This is a genomic window from Pseudomonas sp. BIGb0278 (assembly GCF_024809895.1).
Lineage (GTDB): Bacteria > Pseudomonadota > Gammaproteobacteria > Pseudomonadales > Pseudomonadaceae > Aquipseudomonas > Aquipseudomonas shirazensis.
Genome location: NZ_JANUEL010000002.1, coordinates 706691 through 723991 on the forward strand (window position 1 = coordinate 706691; position 17301 = coordinate 723991).

General features: G+C 59.5%; 13 protein-coding genes. 9 read left to right on the forward strand and 4 right to left on the reverse strand.

The window, feature by feature from the left end; genetic code table 11:
* Nucleotides 1-7: 7 nt before the first annotated feature.
* A complete protein-coding gene (gene rpmH, locus M2396_RS11955; RefSeq protein WP_002551315.1) occupies nt 8-142 on the reverse strand; it encodes a 50S ribosomal protein L34 in 135 nt (44 codons plus the stop codon).
* A 613-nt stretch (nt 143-755) separates the two neighbouring features.
* Between rpmH and dnaA the strand changes: the two genes are divergently transcribed.
* From dnaA to gyrB, 4 genes are read left to right on the forward strand one after another with little or no spacing between them, the layout of a single operon-like run.
* On the forward strand, nt 756-2282 hold the full coding sequence (gene dnaA / locus M2396_RS11960) for a chromosomal replication initiator protein DnaA (protein ID WP_101322783.1): 1527 nt from the start codon (nt 756-758) through the stop codon (nt 2280-2282).
* Nucleotides 2283-2323: 41 nt separating this feature from the next.
* Nucleotides 2324-3427 carry a DNA polymerase III subunit beta gene (gene dnaN, locus M2396_RS11965; RefSeq protein ID WP_101322782.1) on the forward strand — a complete coding sequence of 368 codons (1104 nt, stop codon included), beginning with the start codon at nt 2324-2326 and terminating at the stop codon, nt 3425-3427.
* 15 nt (nt 3428-3442) lie between these two features.
* On the forward strand, nt 3443-4546 hold the full coding sequence (gene recF / locus M2396_RS11970) for a DNA replication/repair protein RecF (protein WP_101322781.1): 1104 nt from the start codon (nt 3443-3445) through the stop codon (nt 4544-4546).
* Between the two features lie 4 nt (nt 4547-4550).
* Nucleotides 4551-6971 carry a DNA topoisomerase (ATP-hydrolyzing) subunit B gene (gene gyrB, locus M2396_RS11975; protein WP_101322780.1) on the forward strand — a complete coding sequence of 807 codons (2421 nt, stop codon included), beginning with the start codon at nt 4551-4553 and terminating at the stop codon, nt 6969-6971.
* A 114-nt stretch (nt 6972-7085) separates the two neighbouring features.
* Here the strand turns inward: gyrB and M2396_RS11980 are convergent, their stop codons facing one another.
* Both M2396_RS11980 and M2396_RS11985 read right to left on the reverse strand, forming a co-directional pair.
* Nucleotides 7086-8141: a haloacid dehalogenase-like hydrolase gene (locus tag M2396_RS11980; protein ID WP_150570284.1), complete on the reverse strand. Its 1056-nt coding sequence runs from the start codon at nt 8139-8141 to the stop codon at nt 7086-7088.
* Nucleotides 8142-8323: 182 nt separating this feature from the next.
* Entirely contained in the window at nt 8324-9625 is a 1302-nt protein-coding gene (locus tag M2396_RS11985; protein WP_259075134.1) for a sigma-54-dependent Fis family transcriptional regulator, read from the reverse strand.
* A gap of 245 nt (nt 9626-9870) precedes the next feature.
* Between M2396_RS11985 and M2396_RS11990 the strand changes: the two genes are divergently transcribed.
* From M2396_RS11990 to M2396_RS12000, 3 genes are read left to right on the forward strand one after another with little or no spacing between them, the layout of a single operon-like run.
* Nucleotides 9871-10755: an MBL fold metallo-hydrolase gene (locus M2396_RS11990; RefSeq protein ID WP_259075137.1), complete on the forward strand. Its 885-nt coding sequence runs from the start codon at nt 9871-9873 to the stop codon at nt 10753-10755.
* 47 nt (nt 10756-10802) lie between these two features.
* Nucleotides 10803-12083 (forward strand): FAD/NAD(P)-binding oxidoreductase, encoded by a 1281-nt coding sequence (locus M2396_RS11995; protein WP_101322776.1) that lies wholly within the window; start codon nt 10803-10805, stop codon nt 12081-12083.
* Nucleotides 12038-12892: a sulfite exporter TauE/SafE family protein gene (locus M2396_RS12000; protein WP_259075142.1), complete on the forward strand. Its 855-nt coding sequence runs from the start codon at nt 12038-12040 to the stop codon at nt 12890-12892. The genes M2396_RS11995 and M2396_RS12000 overlap by 46 nt, the downstream gene beginning before the upstream one ends.
* Here M2396_RS12000 and M2396_RS12005 read toward each other — a convergent pair.
* A complete protein-coding gene (locus M2396_RS12005; protein WP_101322774.1) occupies nt 12881-13768 on the reverse strand; it encodes a LysR family transcriptional regulator in 888 nt (295 codons plus the stop codon). The genes M2396_RS12000 and M2396_RS12005 overlap by 12 nt on opposite strands.
* Before the next feature lie 166 nt (nt 13769-13934).
* On the opposite strand from M2396_RS12005, the gene M2396_RS12010 reads away from it, so the two are divergent.
* Both M2396_RS12010 and M2396_RS12015 read left to right on the forward strand, forming a co-directional pair.
* Complete coding sequence (locus M2396_RS12010) at nt 13935-15584, forward strand: GMC family oxidoreductase (protein ID WP_101322773.1); 1650 nt, start codon at nt 13935-13937, stop codon at nt 15582-15584.
* A 97-nt stretch (nt 15585-15681) separates the two neighbouring features.
* A complete protein-coding gene (locus M2396_RS12015; protein ID WP_101322772.1) occupies nt 15682-17301 on the forward strand; it encodes an MFS transporter in 1620 nt (539 codons plus the stop codon).

A 17301-nucleotide genomic window follows, 5' to 3' on the forward strand; every position in this document is an offset into this window, starting at 1 on the left:
CGAAAAATCAAACGGCCAGACGCTTACGGCCTTTGGCGCGACGACGCGACAGTACTGCACGACCGTTCTTGGTGGCCATACGGGCACGGAAGCCGTGGGTGCGCGCGCGCTTGATGGTGCTTGGTTGGAAAGTACGTTTCATGGCGTGTTACCTGGGTTCGACGACACGGGCCGGAATGGCCCCCGTTTTAAGAGATCGGCGATTCTAGAGAAAGCAAGCCAATAGGTCAATTTCCAACCAGCCTTTCCTTATGGATGGCAGCACTTTTTTCATCGGCGAGGTGGATGAGGTGGCGCTGGACCGAGTGTGTCATCGGCCTGAGCGCTTTTCACAGACACGCTCAATATGAAAATATAAAAGAGGCATATATAAAGCTTTTCTGAATAACTTATAGATCTTATACACAGCCTTTTCTGTGGATAACATTACGCAGCCCTTTATCCATGCTATGTACAGAGATCGTAGACTCTGTCAGAAACAGGTGCTGCGCTTGTGCTGCGCATGGTCGAAACCTGTGGATCGAATGGCTGTTTATCCACAGGGGTTTTATCCACAGGCTTCAACCCAGGGTTGTGCATAGCCCTTATGCGGGGTTATCCACAGAGCTTATTCAGGGTTTAAGATGGCTTTTCGGACATGAATTGGCTGCTTTGGCACGCCATCCATGCCGCTCTTATGTGGATAAGTACTCACCCGCCCGGTACAATGGCGGTTTGCTTTTTGCCTCATCCGGCTTTCAACTCAGGGGATATCCGTGTCAGTGGAACTTTGGCAGCAGTGCGTGGAGCTTCTGCGCGACGAACTGCCTGCCCAGCAATTCAACACCTGGATCCGTCCACTACAGGTCGAAGCCGAAGGCGACGAGCTGCGCGTATACGCGCCTAATCGCTTCGTCCTCGACTGGGTCAATGAAAAGTACCTGGGCCGGCTGCTTGAGCTGCTGGGTGAGCACGGCAGCGGCATCGCACCGGCGCTGTCCTTGTTGATAGGCAGCCGGCGCAGTTCTGCAGCACGCGCAGCTCCCAACGCCCCGGTCAGTGCTGCGGCGGCAGCGATTGCACAGTCTCAGCAGCCTGCACCTGCGGCTCCGTCTGAAGAGCGCACTGCGGCCAAATCGATCGAGCCGGTAATGGTCAACGAAGTCGAAGAGCCGACTTCGCGCCACAGCTTTGACTCGATGGGCGGCGATACGCCCGTGCAGCCAACTGCACCTGGGCGCACTGAACAGCGCACTGTGCAGGTAGAAGGTGCGCTCAAGCACACCAGCTATCTGAACCGCACGTTCACCTTCGATACGTTTGTGGAAGGTAAATCCAACCAACTTGCCCGTGCGGCTGCGTGGCAGGTGGCGGATAACCCCAAGCATGGTTACAACCCGCTTTTTCTGTATGGCGGTGTAGGCCTGGGGAAAACTCACTTGATGCACGCTGTGGGTAACCACCTGCTGAAGAAGAACCCGAATGCCAAGGTGGTGTACCTGCATTCCGAGCGCTTCGTGGCCGACATGGTCAAGGCGCTGCAGCTCAATGCCATCAACGAGTTCAAGCGCTTCTACCGCTCAGTCGATGCGCTGCTGATCGATGACATTCAGTTCTTCGCCCGCAAGGAGCGTTCGCAGGAAGAGTTTTTCCACACCTTCAACGCCTTGCTTGAAGGCGGTCAGCAGGTGATTTTGACCAGCGACCGCTATCCGAAGGAAATCGAAGGCCTTGAAGAGCGTCTGAAATCGCGCTTCGGCTGGGGTTTGACTGTTGCAGTCGAGCCGCCAGAGCTTGAGACCCGCGTTGCGATCCTGATGAAGAAGGCCGACCAGGCCAAGGTGGATTTGCCGCATGACGCAGCCTTCTTCATTGCCCAGCGTATTCGTTCCAACGTGCGTGAGCTGGAGGGCGCGCTGAAGCGGGTCATCGCTCACTCGCACTTCATGGGCCGCGATATCACCATCGAGCTGATCCGCGAGTCGCTGAAGGACTTGCTGGCGCTGCAGGATAAATTGGTCAGTGTGGATAACATTCAGCGCACCGTCGCTGAGTACTACAAGATCAAGATCTCCGATCTGCTGTCCAAGCGTCGCTCGCGCTCGGTAGCGCGTCCGCGTCAGGTAGCCATGGCGTTGTCCAAAGAGCTGACCAACCACAGCTTGCCAGAGATTGGCGATATGTTTGGCGGCCGCGACCACACCACCGTGCTGCACGCCTGCCGCAAGATCAACGAACTGAAAGAATCCGATGCGGACATCCGCGAGGACTACAAGAACCTGCTGCGGACGCTGACGACATGATGATCGCCGGCGCAGCCATTTTGAAGGCAAGGGACTAGACCATGCATTTCACCATTCAACGCGAAGCCCTGTTGAAACCCCTGCAACTGGTCGCAGGTGTCGTCGAGCGTCGCCAGACCTTGCCGGTCCTGTCCAACGTCCTGTTGGTCGTACAAGGCCAGCAGCTGTCGTTGACCGGTACCGACCTGGAAGTCGAGCTGGTTGGTCGCGTGCAGCTGGAAGAACCAGCCGAGCCAGGCGAAATCACTGTCCCGGCACGTAAGCTGATGGACATCTGCAAGAGCTTGCCAAGTGACGCGCTGATCGACATCAAGGTTGATGAGCAGAAGCTGCTGGTTAAAGCCGGTCGCAGCCGCTTCACCCTGTCGACGCTGCCCGCCAATGACTTCCCGACTGTTGAAGAAGGCCCAGGCTCGCTGACCTGCGACCTGGAGCAGAGCCGCCTGCGCCGTCTGATCGAGCGCACCAGCTTCGCCATGGCTCAGCAGGACGTGCGCTACTACCTCAACGGTATGCTGCTTGAAGTGTCCCCAGGCACCCTGCGCGCCGTTGCTACTGACGGCCATCGCTTGGCGATGTGCTCGATGACCGCAGGAATCGAGCAAGCTGACCGGCACCAGGTGATCGTGCCACGCAAAGGTATCCTGGAGCTGGCGCGTTTGCTGACCGATCCAGAAGGCATGGTCAGTATCGTACTCGGCCAGCACCATATCCGCGCTACCACCGGTGAATTCACCTTTACCTCCAAGCTGGTAGACGGCAAGTTCCCAGACTACGAGCGTGTGCTGCCTAAAGGCGGTGACAAGCTGGTGGTGGGTGATCGTCAGGCATTGCGTGAAGCTTTCAGCCGTACTGCGATTCTGTCCAACGAGAAGTACCGCGGGATTCGCCTGCAGTTGGCCGCCGGCCAACTGAAAATCCAGGCCAACAACCCTGAGCAGGAAGAAGCTGAGGAAGAAATCAGCGTCGACTATAACGGCAGCGCGCTGGAGATCGGCTTCAACGTCAGCTACTTGCTGGACGTGCTGGGCGTAATGACCACAGAACAGGTTCGTCTGATTCTATCCGACTCCAACAGCAGTGCCCTGCTGCAGGAAGCTGGCAACGATGACTCGTCCTACGTCGTCATGCCGATGCGCCTGTGATCTGTAGCTGAGCGAATGTCCCTACGACGTATCATGGTCACTGCGGTGCGCAACCTGCACCCAGTGACCCTCACGCCCTCCCCCCGCATCAACATCCTTTACGGCGCCAACGGCAGCGGCAAGACCAGCGTGCTTGAAGCCGTGTACCTTCTGGGTCTGGCTCGATCATTTCGCAGCACCCGGCTGACGCCGGTTATCCAGTACGAGCAGCCGACCTGTACCGTCTTTGGTGAAGTGCAACTGGCCGAAGGTGGCACCAGCAACCTGGGTGTATCACGCGAGCGTCAGGGCGACTTCACCATTCGCATCGATGGGCAGAACGCTCGCAGTGCTGCGCAGCTTGCCGAGCTACTGCCGCTGCAATTGATCAACCCGGACAGCTTTCGCCTGCTCGAGGGCGCTCCGAAAATACGTCGGCAGTTTCTCGACTGGGGAGTGTTCCACGTGGAACCACGTTTCCTCGGTGCTTGGCAGCGCTTGCAGAAGGCGCTGCGGCAGCGGAACTCATGGTTGCGGCATGGTACACTTGACGCTGCTTCGCAAGCCGCCTGGGACCGAGAATTGTGCCTGGCGAGCGCGGAGATAGATGAATACCGTCGCACCTACATCAAGGCCTTGAAGCCCGTCTTCGAGCGTACCCTGAGCGAACTGGTCGAGCTGGACGGATTGACCTTGAGCTACTATCGCGGCTGGGACAAGGACCGGGAACTTAACGAGGTCCTCGCCACTTCTCTTCAACGCGATCAGCAGATTGGCCATACCCAGGCCGGTCCGCAACGTGCAGATTTGCGCCTGCGTATTGGTGCAAACAACGCTGCGGATATCTTGTCCCGTGGGCAACAGAAACTTGTGGTGTGCGCATTGCGCATCGCCCAAGGTCATCTGGTTAGCCAGGCTCGCCGCGGTCTTTGTATCTATCTCGTAGATGACCTGCCGTCTGAGCTGGACGAGCAGCATCGCCGCGCACTGTGCCGCTTGCTTGAAGAATTACGCTGCCAGGTGTTCATCACCTGTGTAGATCACGAATTACTGAGGGAAGGCTGGCAGACGGAAACGCCAGTTGCTTTGTTCCACGTGGAACAGGGCCGTATCACCCAGACCCACGACCATCGGGAGTGAAGGCATGAGCGAAAATCAAACGTACGACTCGTCCAGCATTAAAGTGCTGAAAGGGCTTGATGCCGTACGCAAACGTCCCGGCATGTATATCGGCGACACCGATGATGGCAGCGGCCTGCACCACATGGTCTTCGAGGTGGTCGACAACTCGATCGACGAAGCCCTCGCCGGTCACTGCGATGACATCACCGTCATCATCCACCCGGACGAATCCATCAGCGTCCGCGACAACGGCCGTGGTATTCCGGTCGACGTCCATAAAGAAGAAGGCGTCTCAGCTGCTGAAGTCATCATGACTGTGCTGCACGCCGGCGGTAAGTTCGACGACAACTCGTACAAAGTATCCGGCGGTCTGCACGGTGTTGGCGTTTCGGTAGTGAACGCCCTTTCTGAGCAACTCATTCTGACCGTACGCCGTAGTGGCAAGGTCTGGGAACAGACTTACGTCCACGGCGTACCGCAAGCGCCTATGGCGGTTGTTGGTGAAAGCGACAGCACCGGTACCCATATCCACTTCAAGCCGTCTGCTGACACCTTCAAGAATATCCACTTCAGCTGGGACATTCTGGCCAAGCGTATTCGCGAGTTGTCGTTCTTGAACTCGGGTGTTGGCATTCTGTTGAAGGATGAGCGCAGTGGCAAAGAAGAGCTCTTCAAATATGAAGGCGGCCTGCGCGCATTTGTCGAGTATCTGAACACCAACAAGACGCCGGTCAACAGCCAGGTCTTCCACTTCAGCACCCAGCGTGAAGATGGCGTCGGTGTTGAAGTTGCCCTGCAGTGGAACGACAGCTTCAACGAAAACCTGTTGTGCTTTACCAATAACATTCCGCAGCGCGATGGTGGTACTCACCTGGTCGGCTTCCGTTCTTCGTTGACCCGCAGCCTGAATGCTTACATTGAGCAAGAAGGCCTGGCCAAGAAGAACAAGGTTGCAACCACGGGTGACGACGCCCGGGAAGGCCTGACCGCGATCATCTCGGTGAAGGTACCGGATCCGAAGTTCAGCTCGCAGACCAAAGACAAGCTGGTCTCGTCGGAGGTGAAAACCGCCGTCGAACAAGAGATGAACAAGTTCTTCTCTGACTTCCTGTTGGAAAACCCCAACGAAGCCAAGGCTGTGGTCGGCAAGATGATCGACGCTGCCCGTGCTCGTGAAGCTGCGCGTAAAGCGCGTGAGATGACTCGCCGTAAAGGTGCACTGGACATCGCTGGCCTGCCGGGGAAACTGGCTGACTGCCAGGAGAAGGACCCTGCCCTGTCTGAACTGTACCTGGTGGAGGGTGACTCCGCAGGTGGTTCGGCCAAGCAAGGCCGTAACCGTCGTACCCAGGCGATCCTGCCGTTGAAGGGTAAGATCCTCAACGTCGAGAAAGCCCGCTTCGACAAGATGATCTCGTCCCAGGAAGTCGGTACGCTGATCACCGCGCTGGGCTGTGGTATCGGCCGCGACGAGTACAACATCGCCAAGCTGCGTTACCACAACATCATCATCATGACCGATGCCGACGTCGACGGTTCGCACATCCGTACCCTGCTGCTGACCTTCTTCTTCCGTCAGCTGCCGGAGCTGGTCGAGCGCGGCTACATCTACATCGCTCAGCCACCGCTGTACAAGGTCAAGCGCGGCAAGCAGGAGCAGTACATCAAAGACGACGAGGCCATGGAAGAGTACATGACCCAGTCGGCTCTGGATGATGCCAGCCTGCACCTGGACGAATCGGCGCCAGCAGTTTCCGGCGTACAGCTGGAAAGTCTGGTCCAAGAGTTCCGCAGTGTGATGAAGACCCTAAAGCGTCTGTCGCGCCTGTATCCGCAGGAGCTGACCGAGCACTTCATCTACATGGATGAAATCACCCTGGAGCAGTTGGGTGACCACGCTCACATGCAGGCTTGGTTGAAAACCTTCCAGGCTCGCCTGCACAGCAATCAGAAGTCGGGCCTGGCCTACAACGCCAGCCTGCGTGAAGACAAAGAGCGCAACGTTTGGCTGCCGGAAGTGGAAATCACCTCCCACGGCCTCGCAAGCTACATCACCTTCAACCGTGACTTCTTCGGCAGCAACGACTACCGCACTGTGGTTAACCTGGGTGGCAAGATCAGCACCCTGTTCGGTGAAGGCGCTTACGTGCAACGTGGCGAACGGCGCAAGGCAGTCAGCGAGTTCAAGGAAGCCCTCGACTGGCTGATGAACGAGACTGCCAAGCGTCACACCATCCAGCGCTACAAAGGTCTGGGCGAGATGAACCCGGATCAGCTCTGGGAGACCACTATGGACCCAGCGGTTCGCCGCATGCTCAAGGTCACCATCGAAGATGCGATCGCTGCTGATCAGATCTTCAATACCTTGATGGGCGACGCAGTGGAACCTCGTCGTGAGTTCATCGAGAACAACGCGCTGTCGGTGTCCAACCTGGACTTCTGATCTGCTGTAAATGACCGGTGCTGCTCAAGCCTGGGCCCGCCGATCAACAAAAAGCCCGCATTCGCGGGCTTTTTGTTTTTTCGGTCTTTCACTGCTCTGTCAGCCGACTACCTCTTATTGAATGTCGTCCGGCTTCACGATCACCCAGTTCTTGTCAGCCGTCACCGGTAAGCCTTGCTTGGCCTGAGCAGTGGCGTTGGCTTTTATCATGCCGTCGAGCTGAGTCATGTATTTGTCCTTCCGGTTTATCCACAGGTGAATGCCACCTTTGCTGACATCAACCCCGTGGAACAGCATGTAGCCGTCACTGGTGGGTGTGTCGCCACCGGCCAGTACCGGCTTTTTCCACTGGTCGATGTACGTCAGAATCGCCGCATGCTTGCCGGCCATCCAGGTAGCCGGGGTCCAGAGGTAAGGAGTCAACTCAAGACCGAGGTTGGCTTTCTCGTCGTACTTGCCTGCGCTGATCTGCTTGCGTGCTGTGGTCAGCGCACCGGTTGTGCGATCTTTCAGCAGCGTGGTCACACCGATTACATTTTCCGGTTTGACGTTGTAGCCATACTTGGGATCAGAGGCGACCATGCGTACCAGCTCCTCGGACGCAGCAGTGATCACATAGACCTCAATGCCGTTTTCCATGAGCTTGTTGTACAGCTCAGTCTGGCCCGTGAAGACTTTGGGCGGTTGGACTTCGGTGGTTTTTACCGTGTCGCCATCGTAGTAGGTGGCCGGCACTGGCTTCTTGGAAGCCATCAACTCATCTACGTAACCCTTCAGCTCTTGGAGGGTGAAGCCCGAAAACACCTGTGCTACCCATGGGTAGCAAACCATGTCATCCAGTTCACAGAGGCGGTAGTAGTAGCTGAACAGACTCTCTTTGTGGTCAGCAGTGTCTTTGAAGGGGATGAGCTTGAGGGAAGGGTCCAGTGTATCGCGGGTAATCAGCCCTTTGTTTTCCATGAACGGCAGCAGCGCTTCCTCAAGGTCGAAGCGGTAGCTGGTGTTGTCCATGTCGAAAACCGCGTAGTTACCCTTGTTGGCATTCGCGGCGATCATGGCATCGAGTTGTTTGGCAGCAGGCTCTGGCCAGTGCTTGAGTTCAGTCGCGCACACCTGGCTGGCTAGGCCGAGACAGATCGCGGCAGCCAACACTTTTGGTACGAGCTTCATGACGGTACGCCCCCTTGCAATGAGAACTGAGACCGTAGCAAAGATAAATTACAGCGCTGACGCCTGCGCGACTGTGGGTGGTCTCTAGGCGTCGTCTGCGCGGCTGATCGCGACATAGTGTGCAAAATCCGACGTCCCTGCGCAGGCATGTTCCACGTGGAACAGCAGCGCATTCGACCCTCTCAAAGCCCAAGCTCACGTAGCCGGCGATACAGCGTGCGTTCACTGATGCCCAGTACCTGCGCCAGCTCGCTGCGCGGCCCTTGGAACTGCTCCACCAACTGCGCGAGGTCGGCTAGCGAATTACGCGAGTCTCGTGTCGATACATTCGAGCTGGCGGGGGCCAGGTCCTCAGGCAAATACTCTGGGCGGATCAGCCCGTCATCGGCAAACAATCGCGCGCGTTCGAGGATATTGCGCAGCTCGCGGATATTGCCCGGGAAGGCATGCAAGCTCAGGCGCGCTTGCGCTTCAGGTGTCAGCGTGACGGTATGTGCGCCAGCCATGCGCTGTAACAAGCTCTGCGCCAGCATCGGTAGGTCCTCTACTCGCTCGCGTAGCGCTGGCAAGCGAATCGGAAAACCGCTGATTCGGTAGTACAGGTCCTCGCGAAAGGTACCTGCTGCCACCATCTCTTTGAGCGGCTTGTGGGTAGCCGAGATCAAGCGGAAGTCTGAGTGCACGGTGCGCAAACTGCCCACCGGGCGGAAGCTGCCCGACTCGATCAGTCGCAACAACTTGACCTGCATGGTCAGCGGCACTTCACCTATTTCGTCGAGGAACAGCGTGCCGCCATGGGCCGCTTCGGCGAGACCGATCTTGCGCTGGGTCGCGCCAGTGAACGCGCCTTTCTCATAGCCGAACAGCTCACTCTCGAACAGGCTGTCATTGAGCCCAGTGCAGTCGACCACCACCAGCGGGCCGGTCGCGCGCGGGCTGCCCAGGTGCAGGGCACGGGCGAACAACTCCTTGCCAGTGCCGGACTCGCCTTGCAGCAACACCGGAATCTGCGCTGGCGCGGCGCGTTGCAAGCTGGCCAGCGCCGCCTGGAACGCCGGCGCGCGGCCAACCAGCCCTTGCTGCTGTGGCTGGGCGGCAGCCAGGGTCACGGTGTTAAGGCGCTCGACGAAAGCAACCACCCTGCCCTGCTCATCGAGGATTGGCCGCAACTCGACGTCGACATGCTCGGGCCCGCGTGGGGTGTGATGAATGTGCAGGACCCGCTCCGGCACTTTGCTGTCCCAGGCTTTGCGCATCGGGCAGTGCTCGCCGGCCTGATCACACGGCACCGCGTAGTGATGAGAGACGCGATGACATTTCTCGCCCAGCGGCGCACTGTCATTGATGCCGAACTGACGCCGGTAGGCAGCATTGGCCGCAAGGATGTTGTAGTCGGTGTCGAGCACGATCGACGGGTGCACATCGTGCTCAAGGTAGGACACCAGGCCGAGGATGGCTGGATGAGAAGCGGAAAGCGCAGACATGACCAGAACCGGTTGCGGGTACCTGGCGAGCGTAGCAAGGACTGCCAGTGACTGCCATTGGCTGACAGTCGACTGCCAACCACTGGCAGTGCTGGCAGCGAATCGAGAGGAAGACAACGCTGCGATAGCTGTAGCACTGCGGACAGGTGGGCCATAACGCCTCATTGAAACCCTGGCATGCATCTTGATAAACCCTGGGTTACTGCCTAAGCCTAACAAGGCGCTGCAGATATCTGGAGAGTGTGATGATCATCGGCAACAACATCCATGTAGAGGGCCTGTTCGACGAGGCCACTTCGACCATCAGCTACCTGGTGATGGACCGCCAGACCCTCAAGTGCGCGCTGATCGACAGCGTGCTCGACTACGATCCCAAGTCGGGACGCACCAGCCACAGCTCGGCGGACAAGCTGATCGCTCGGGTCGAGGCGCTCGGCGCCAGTGTGCAGTGGATTCTGGAAACTCATGTGCACGCCGATCACCTGTCGGCTGCTGCCTATCTGAAAGCCAAGCTTGGCGGCCAGGTTGCCATCGGTTCGCACATCACCCAGGTGCAGAAGACCTTCGCAGCACTGTTCAACGCCGAACCCGGTTTCGCCCGCGACGGCAGCCAGTTCGACGTGTTGCTGGAAGACGAATACGTGCTGATGATCGGCAATCTGCGGGCCCGTGCGCTACACACCCCAGGGCACACCCCGGCGTGCATGAGCTACGTGGTCGAGGATGCTGGCGAGAAGGCGGTGTTTGTCGGCGATACCTTGTTCATGCCTGACTACGGCACTGCCCGATGCGATTTTCCCGGTGCCGACGCACGCACGCTGTATCGCTCGATCCGGCGTTTGCTCGCCTTCCCCGACCACAGCCAACTGTTCATGTGCCATGACTACCTGCCCGAGGGTCGCGCCCTGCGTTTTGTCACCACCGTGGCCGAACAGCGCGCCAGCAATATTCATATCCGTCAGGGCATCAGCGAGGACGAGTTCGTCGCCATGCGCGAAGCGCGTGACGCCACCCTGGATATGCCGGTACTGATCCTGCCCGCCGTCCAGGTCAACATGCGCAGCGGGCAGTTGCCTGAACCGGAGAGCAACGGCGTGCGTTACCTGAAAATCCCGCTGAACCAGCTCTGAACGTCGCCGGCCAAGTACCCATACCAAGATCGAAAAGGAAAACCCGCATGCCTGCCTTGCCATCCACAGCCAATAGCACGCGCATCGACCATCACAAGGTGGTGATCGTCGGCGCTGGTGCTGCGGGGATTGCCACCGCCGCCAGTTTGTTCAAGCGTGATCCGACGCTCGATATTGCGTTGATCGACCCGGCTGAGGTGCACTACTACCAACCCGGCTGGACCCTGGTCGGCGCTGGTGTATTCAGCGCTGCCAGCACCGCGCGCAGCATGGTCAGCGCCATCCCCAAAGGCGTGCGATTTATAAAAGCGCGGGTGATTAGTTTTGATCCCGCAGCGCAAAGCGTGGTTGTGGAGGACGGCCGCATCATCAGTTACGAACAGCTGGTGGTCTGCCCCGGCCTGACTCTCGACTGGCAGGCAATCGAGGGCCTCACGGAAACCCTCGGGCGCAACGGTGTGACCTCCAACTACCGTTATGACCTGGCACCTTACACCTGGCAATTGGTCCAGAATCTCAAGCAAGGCCGCGCCCTCTTCACCCAGCCCCCGATGCCCATCAAGTGTGCAGGGGCCCCACAGAAGGCGTTGTACCTTTCGTGTGATCACTGGCTGCGGCGTGAGCGCCTGGGTGCCATCAAGGCCAGCTTCTACAATTCGGGTCCGGTACTTTTTGGCGTTGCTGACTACGTGCCCGCATTGATGGCCTACATCGACAAGTACGCGGTGGATCTCAACTATTCACACCGCCTGGTGGCAGTAGATGGTCCGGGCAAGCGCGCGACGTTTATCCACAGCCTGGCCGATGGCAGCACGCAGACGCGAGTCGAGCCCTTCGACATGTTGCACGTGGTGCCGCCGCAAGTAGCGCCCGAGTTCATCCGCAGCAGCCCGCTGGCGGATGGCGCGGGCTGGCTGGATGTCGATCCGTTCACTCTGCGCCATCGGCAGTTCGCCAACGTGCACGGCCTGGGTGATGCGATCAATACCAGTAACGCCAAGACTGCCGCGGCTGCGCGCAAGCAGGCGCCGGTGGTGGCCAACAACGTGCTGGTAGCGCTCGGCCGGTCGCCTACCCTCGCGCACTATGACGGTTACGGTTCATGCCCGTTGACCGTGGAGCGCGGCAAGATCGTCCTGGCTGAATTCAAATACGGCGGTACGCTGGCACCCAGCTTTGCGCAGTGGTTGCTCGACGGCCGGCAGCCTACTCGGCTGGCCTGGCTACTCAAGGTGAAGCTGCTCCCTGCGCTGTATTGGCATGGGATGCTCAAAGGCCGTGAATGGCTGGCGCGGCCGCAACCTGCCGGCACCGAGAAGCAATCGTGATCGAAGTGCTGGGTGCAGCGCTGGGCGCGATCATCGGAGCGGTACTGGCGTTGACCGGTGCTGGCGGAGGCATTCTGGCAGTGCCGTTATTGGTATTCGGGCTGGGTTTGAATATGGTCGAGGCGGCGCCAGTTGGCCTTTTGGCAGTCGGCCTGGCGGCGTCAGTCGGTGCGCTGCTCGGGCTGCGCCAGGGCCTGGTGCGTTATCGCGCGGCGTTGTTCATTGCGCTGATCGGTATCTGCGCAACACCTTTCGGTTTGATGCTCGCTCATCGGTTACCCAACGCACCGCTGGCGTTGGTGTTCGCCGCAGTGCTGATCCATGCCTGCCTGCGCATCTGGCGCAAGGCGGCGCGCGAGTTGCGTGGTGAGCCGCCGTGTGGCGAGCGGCTGATCATGCCCTGTGTACTCAACCCTTTGCAGGGGCGGCTGCGCTGGACCTTGCCCTGCGCACGTGCCCTGGCCGTGACTGGCGGTGTGGCGGGTTTACTGTCGGGACTGCTGGGCGTCGGTGGCGGCTTCGTCATCATTCCGGCACTCAGCCGTTATACCAACCTGGAGATGAAGAGCATTGTCGCCACCTCGTTGGCGGTGATCGCGCTGGTTGCCTGCGGCAGCGTAGTCAGCGCCAGCGTCGCCGGGGTGATGCACTGGCAGGTAGGTGCACCCTTCGCGGTAGGTGCGGTGATGGGCCTGCTACTGGCGCGCCCACTGGCCGGCAAATTGGCCGGGCCGCGCTTGCAGCAGCTGTTTGCGGTGGTCGGCATCGGCGCAGCGCTGCTGCTGGCGAGCAAGGGCCTACTCGGCTAGCAGTTCGGCCTGCTCTGCTGCACACAGCGCCAGCAGGTAATCCCAGACTACCCGCAGGCGCACTGACTTGTGCAACTCGCGCCGGGTGCAGATCCAGTAGCTGCGCTGGATGGTTTCGCTGGGCAGCACCCGGCGCAGCTGTGGATCATGCCTGGCCATGTAGTTGGGCAGCACAGCGATGCCCAAGCCGGCGCGTGCGGCCTGCTGCTGAGCGATGACGCTGGTGCTGCGAAAGATCACATTCGGCGCACGGCAGAAGCTGTTGAGAAACAGCAGCTCCTGGCTGAACAGCAGATCGTCGACGTAGCCAATCCAACTGTGACGGGCCAGATCCTCACGACTGTTCAGCGCCGGTGAACGTTCGAGGTACTCGGGGCTGGCGTAGAGTGCCAGCCGATAGTCAGTGAGCTTGCGAGTTATCAACAGGTCGGCGTTAGGCCGTTCCAGGTGGATGCTGATTTCTGCCTCGCGGTTGAGGATGCTGACGAAGCGCGGCACCGCCACCAGCTCGACTTCCAGGCCGGGATAGCGCTCGAACAAGGCGCGCATGCGTGGAGTGAAGAACATGATGCCGATGCCTTCGGTGACGCCCAGGCGGATCTTGCCCAGCGGCGTTATCGCCTGGGTGATCTCTTCCTGCGCCAACAGCGCGACGTTCTCCATCGCTTCGGCATGCTTGAGCAGTGCCTGGCCAGACGGCGTCAGCTCGTAACCCTGTGCATGTTGAACGAACAGCGCTGTGCCCAGGCTCTTTTCGATGCCCTCGATATGCCGCGCCACCGTGCTGTGGGTGGTGTTCAAGCGCTTGGCCGCAGTCAGCAGACGGCCGCTGCGCTGCAACTCGAGAAAGAACCTCAGATCATTCCAGTCGAACATGCTTATCCCTGTGCATAACTGTGAGCGGCTGTCAGGTTACTTAGGAAACGGCTGATATTGGCTGTGCTAAAACGCACAGCGGTTGAGCGAAAACTCGTGTTTCCTTAGCGAAATTACGCACTAAGATCAAAAGCGACAAGAATAATAATCAGGCCCGAGGTCGCACATGCCATCAGCCGATTCTGCCTACGACTATGTCGTTGTAGGCGCTGGCCCAGCCGGATGTTTGCTGGCCAACCGTTTGTCCGCCGATCCATCCTGCCGGGTGCTGCTGCTCGAAGCGGGTGGGCGCGATAACTATCCATGGATTCACATCCCGGTCGGTTACCTCTATTGCATCGGTAACCCGCGCACCGACTGGTGCTTCAAGACCGAGGCGCAAGCGGGCCTTGGCGGCCGCAGCCTAGGTTATCCGCGCGGCAAGGTGCTCGGCGGCTGCTCGTCGATCAACGGCATGATCTACATGCGCGGCCAGGCCAGCGACTATGATCGCTGGGCTGAACAAGGCAACGACGGCTGGGCCTGGAAAGACGTGCTGCCGCTGTTCAAGGCCAGCGAGAATCACTATGCCGGTAGCAGCGACAGCCACGGCGCCGACGGCGAATGGCGGGTCGAACAGCAGCGCTACAGCTGGCCGATCCTCGACGCCTTCCGCGATGCCGCCGAGCAGAGCGGGATTGGCAAGGTCGATGACTTCAATACCGGCGACAACCAAGGCTGTGGATACTTTCAGGTCAACCAGCGCAGCGGCGTACGCTGGAATGCGGCCAAAGCCTTTCTGCGGCCAATCCTCAAGCGGCCCAACCTGACTCTGCTCACTGGCGTCGAAGTTGACCAGGTGCTGCTCGACAATACCCGTGCTACGGCGGTCAAAGCTCGCTGGCAGGGTGAGTGGCACGAGTTTCAGGCGCGGCGGGAGATTATCCTCTGCGCAGGCTCGGTCGGTTCACCGGGTATCCTCCAACGTTCCGGCATCGGCCCGCGCAAGCTGCTTGAAGATCTCGGCATCGGCGTACGCCATGACATGCCTGGTGTGGGCGGCAACCTGCAGGACCATCTGCAGCTGCGCCTGATCTACCAGATCCGCAACACCCGTACCTTGAACCAGATGGCCAACAGCCTATGGGGCAAGATGGGCATGGGCCTGCGCTATTTATACGACCGCAGCGGCCCGCTGGCGATGGCGCCCAGCCAGCTCGGTGCATTCGTTCGCTCCAGCCCCGAGCAGGCCAGCGCGAACCTGCAATATCACGTCCAGCCGCTGTCACTGGAGCGCTTCGGCGAGCCGCTGCACCGCTTCCCGGCGTTCACCGCGTCGGTGTGCAACCTGCGCCCCGCCAGCCGCGGGCGCATCGATATTCGCTCGGCCGATCTGCATGCCGAGCCTGTGATCAACCCTAACTATCTGAGCGACCCGCAAGACCTGCGAGTTGCCGCCGATGCCATTCGCATGACCCGGCGCATCGTCCAGGCCCCTGCCCTCGCCGCCTTCGACCCGGTCGAGTACCTACCGGGCGCTGCGCTCAACACTGAAGAAGAGCTGTTTGAGGCTGCGAGCAAGATCGGCACCACCATCTTCCACCCGGTCGGCACGTGCCGCATGGGCAGCGGCGCGTTCGATGTGGTCGACCATCAACTGCGTGTGCACGGCATCCCGGGTCTGCGCGTAGCTGACGCCTCGATCATGCCGCAGATTGTTTCCGGCAATACCTGTTCACCGACACTGATGATCGCCGAGAAAGCGGCGCAACTGATTCTCAAAGGAGCTGCAACCCAAACCTACCTCAGCGACGCAAGCGCAATACCGACGCCCTGACCAGGTGCGTGCAACAAGCGGCGGCTGGTGATCAGGGCCTGCCGGCAGTGGAACAACAAGAATAATCACTGTGGCCTGCGGGCCGAGGACAGCAACGATGTCTGATTACATTCAAGAGCAGGGAGCAGCGGCGAGCCCTACCAGCCGTCGCGAGGAAAGAAAGATCATTTTCGCGTCATCCCTCGGGACGGTTTTCGAGTGGTATGACTTTTTTCTGTACGGCGCTCTGGCGGCGGTGATCAGCAAGCAGTTCTTTGCGGGGGTCAACGACACCACGGCGTTCATCTTCGCCCTGATGGCATTCGCTGCGGGCTTCTTGGTCAGGCCGTTCGGCGCGCTGGTGTTCGGCCGCCTGGGCGACATGATCGGGCGTAAATACACCTTCCTGGTCACCATCGTGTTGATGGGCTTGTCGACCTTCGCGGTCGGGCTGTTGCCTACCTATGCCAGCATTGGTATCGCGGCGCCGATCATCCTGGTGATTCTGCGCATGCTCCAAGGCCTGGCGTTGGGTGGCGAGTACGGTGGCGCGGCAACTTACGTGGCCGAGCACGCACCGCCCGGCAAGCGCGGTTTCCATACCGGCTTCATCCAGTCGACCGCGACCCTGGGCCTGCTGCTGTCGTTGCTGGTGGTACTGGGTAGCCGCTACATCAGCGGTGATGAGTTTGAAACCTGGGGCTGGCGCCTGCCGTTCCTGCTGTCGATTGTGCTGCTGGGGATTTCCACCTGGATCCGCATGAGCATGCACGAGTCGCCAGCCTTCGTGAAAATGAAGGCGCAGGGCAAGCTGAGCAAGTCGCCGATTCGTGAGTCGTTCACCAATTGGAGCAACCTCAAGATCGTCCTGACGGCACTGTTCAGCATCAACGCCGGTCAGGCAGTAACCTTCTACACGGCGCAGTTCTATGTGCTGTTCTTCATGACCCAGATGCTCAAGATGGACCCGGCCCAGGCCAACACTCTGCTGATCATCAGCGTGGTGATCGGCGCGCCGTTCTTCGTATTCTTCGGTTGGCTGTCTGACCGCATTGGCCGCAAGCCGATCCTCATGGTTGGCCTGCTGCTGGCAACCGTCCTGTACTTCCCGCTGTTCAAGGCCCTGAGCCATTACGCCAACCCACAGATCGACGCCGCCAGCCGTCAGTCGCCCATCGTGGTGATGGCTGACCCAGCCAGCTGCACCTTCCAGTTCGACCCGGTCGGCAAAGCGCGTTTCGACAGCCCGTGCGACAAGGTCAAGACCTTCCTGGTCAAGCAGGGCCTGCCGTACAGCTCTGCTGCTGCGACTGGCAGTGATGTCGTGGTGAACATCGGCGACACGGCCATCACTGGCTTCGACGAAGCGGCAATGCGTGCGGCGATTACCCAGGCGGGGTATCCGGCCAAGGCCGATCCTGCGCAGGTCAACGAGTTCATGGTGGTGGCGCTGATTGTGGCGATGATCCTGATCGCGACCATGACCTATGGCCCGCTTGCGGCGGTGATGGTCGAGCTGTTCCCGACGCGGATCCGCTATACCTCGATGTCCCTGCCATATCACATTGGTAACGGCTGGTTCGGTGGGTTCCTGCCGACCGTATCGTTCGCGCTGGTGGTGTATACCGGGGATATTTTCTATGGGCTGTGGTACCCGGTGTTGATAACCGGGGTGAGCCTGGTGGTGGGGATATTCTGTTTGAAAGAGACCAAGGATGTGGACCTGGACAAGGTCTGA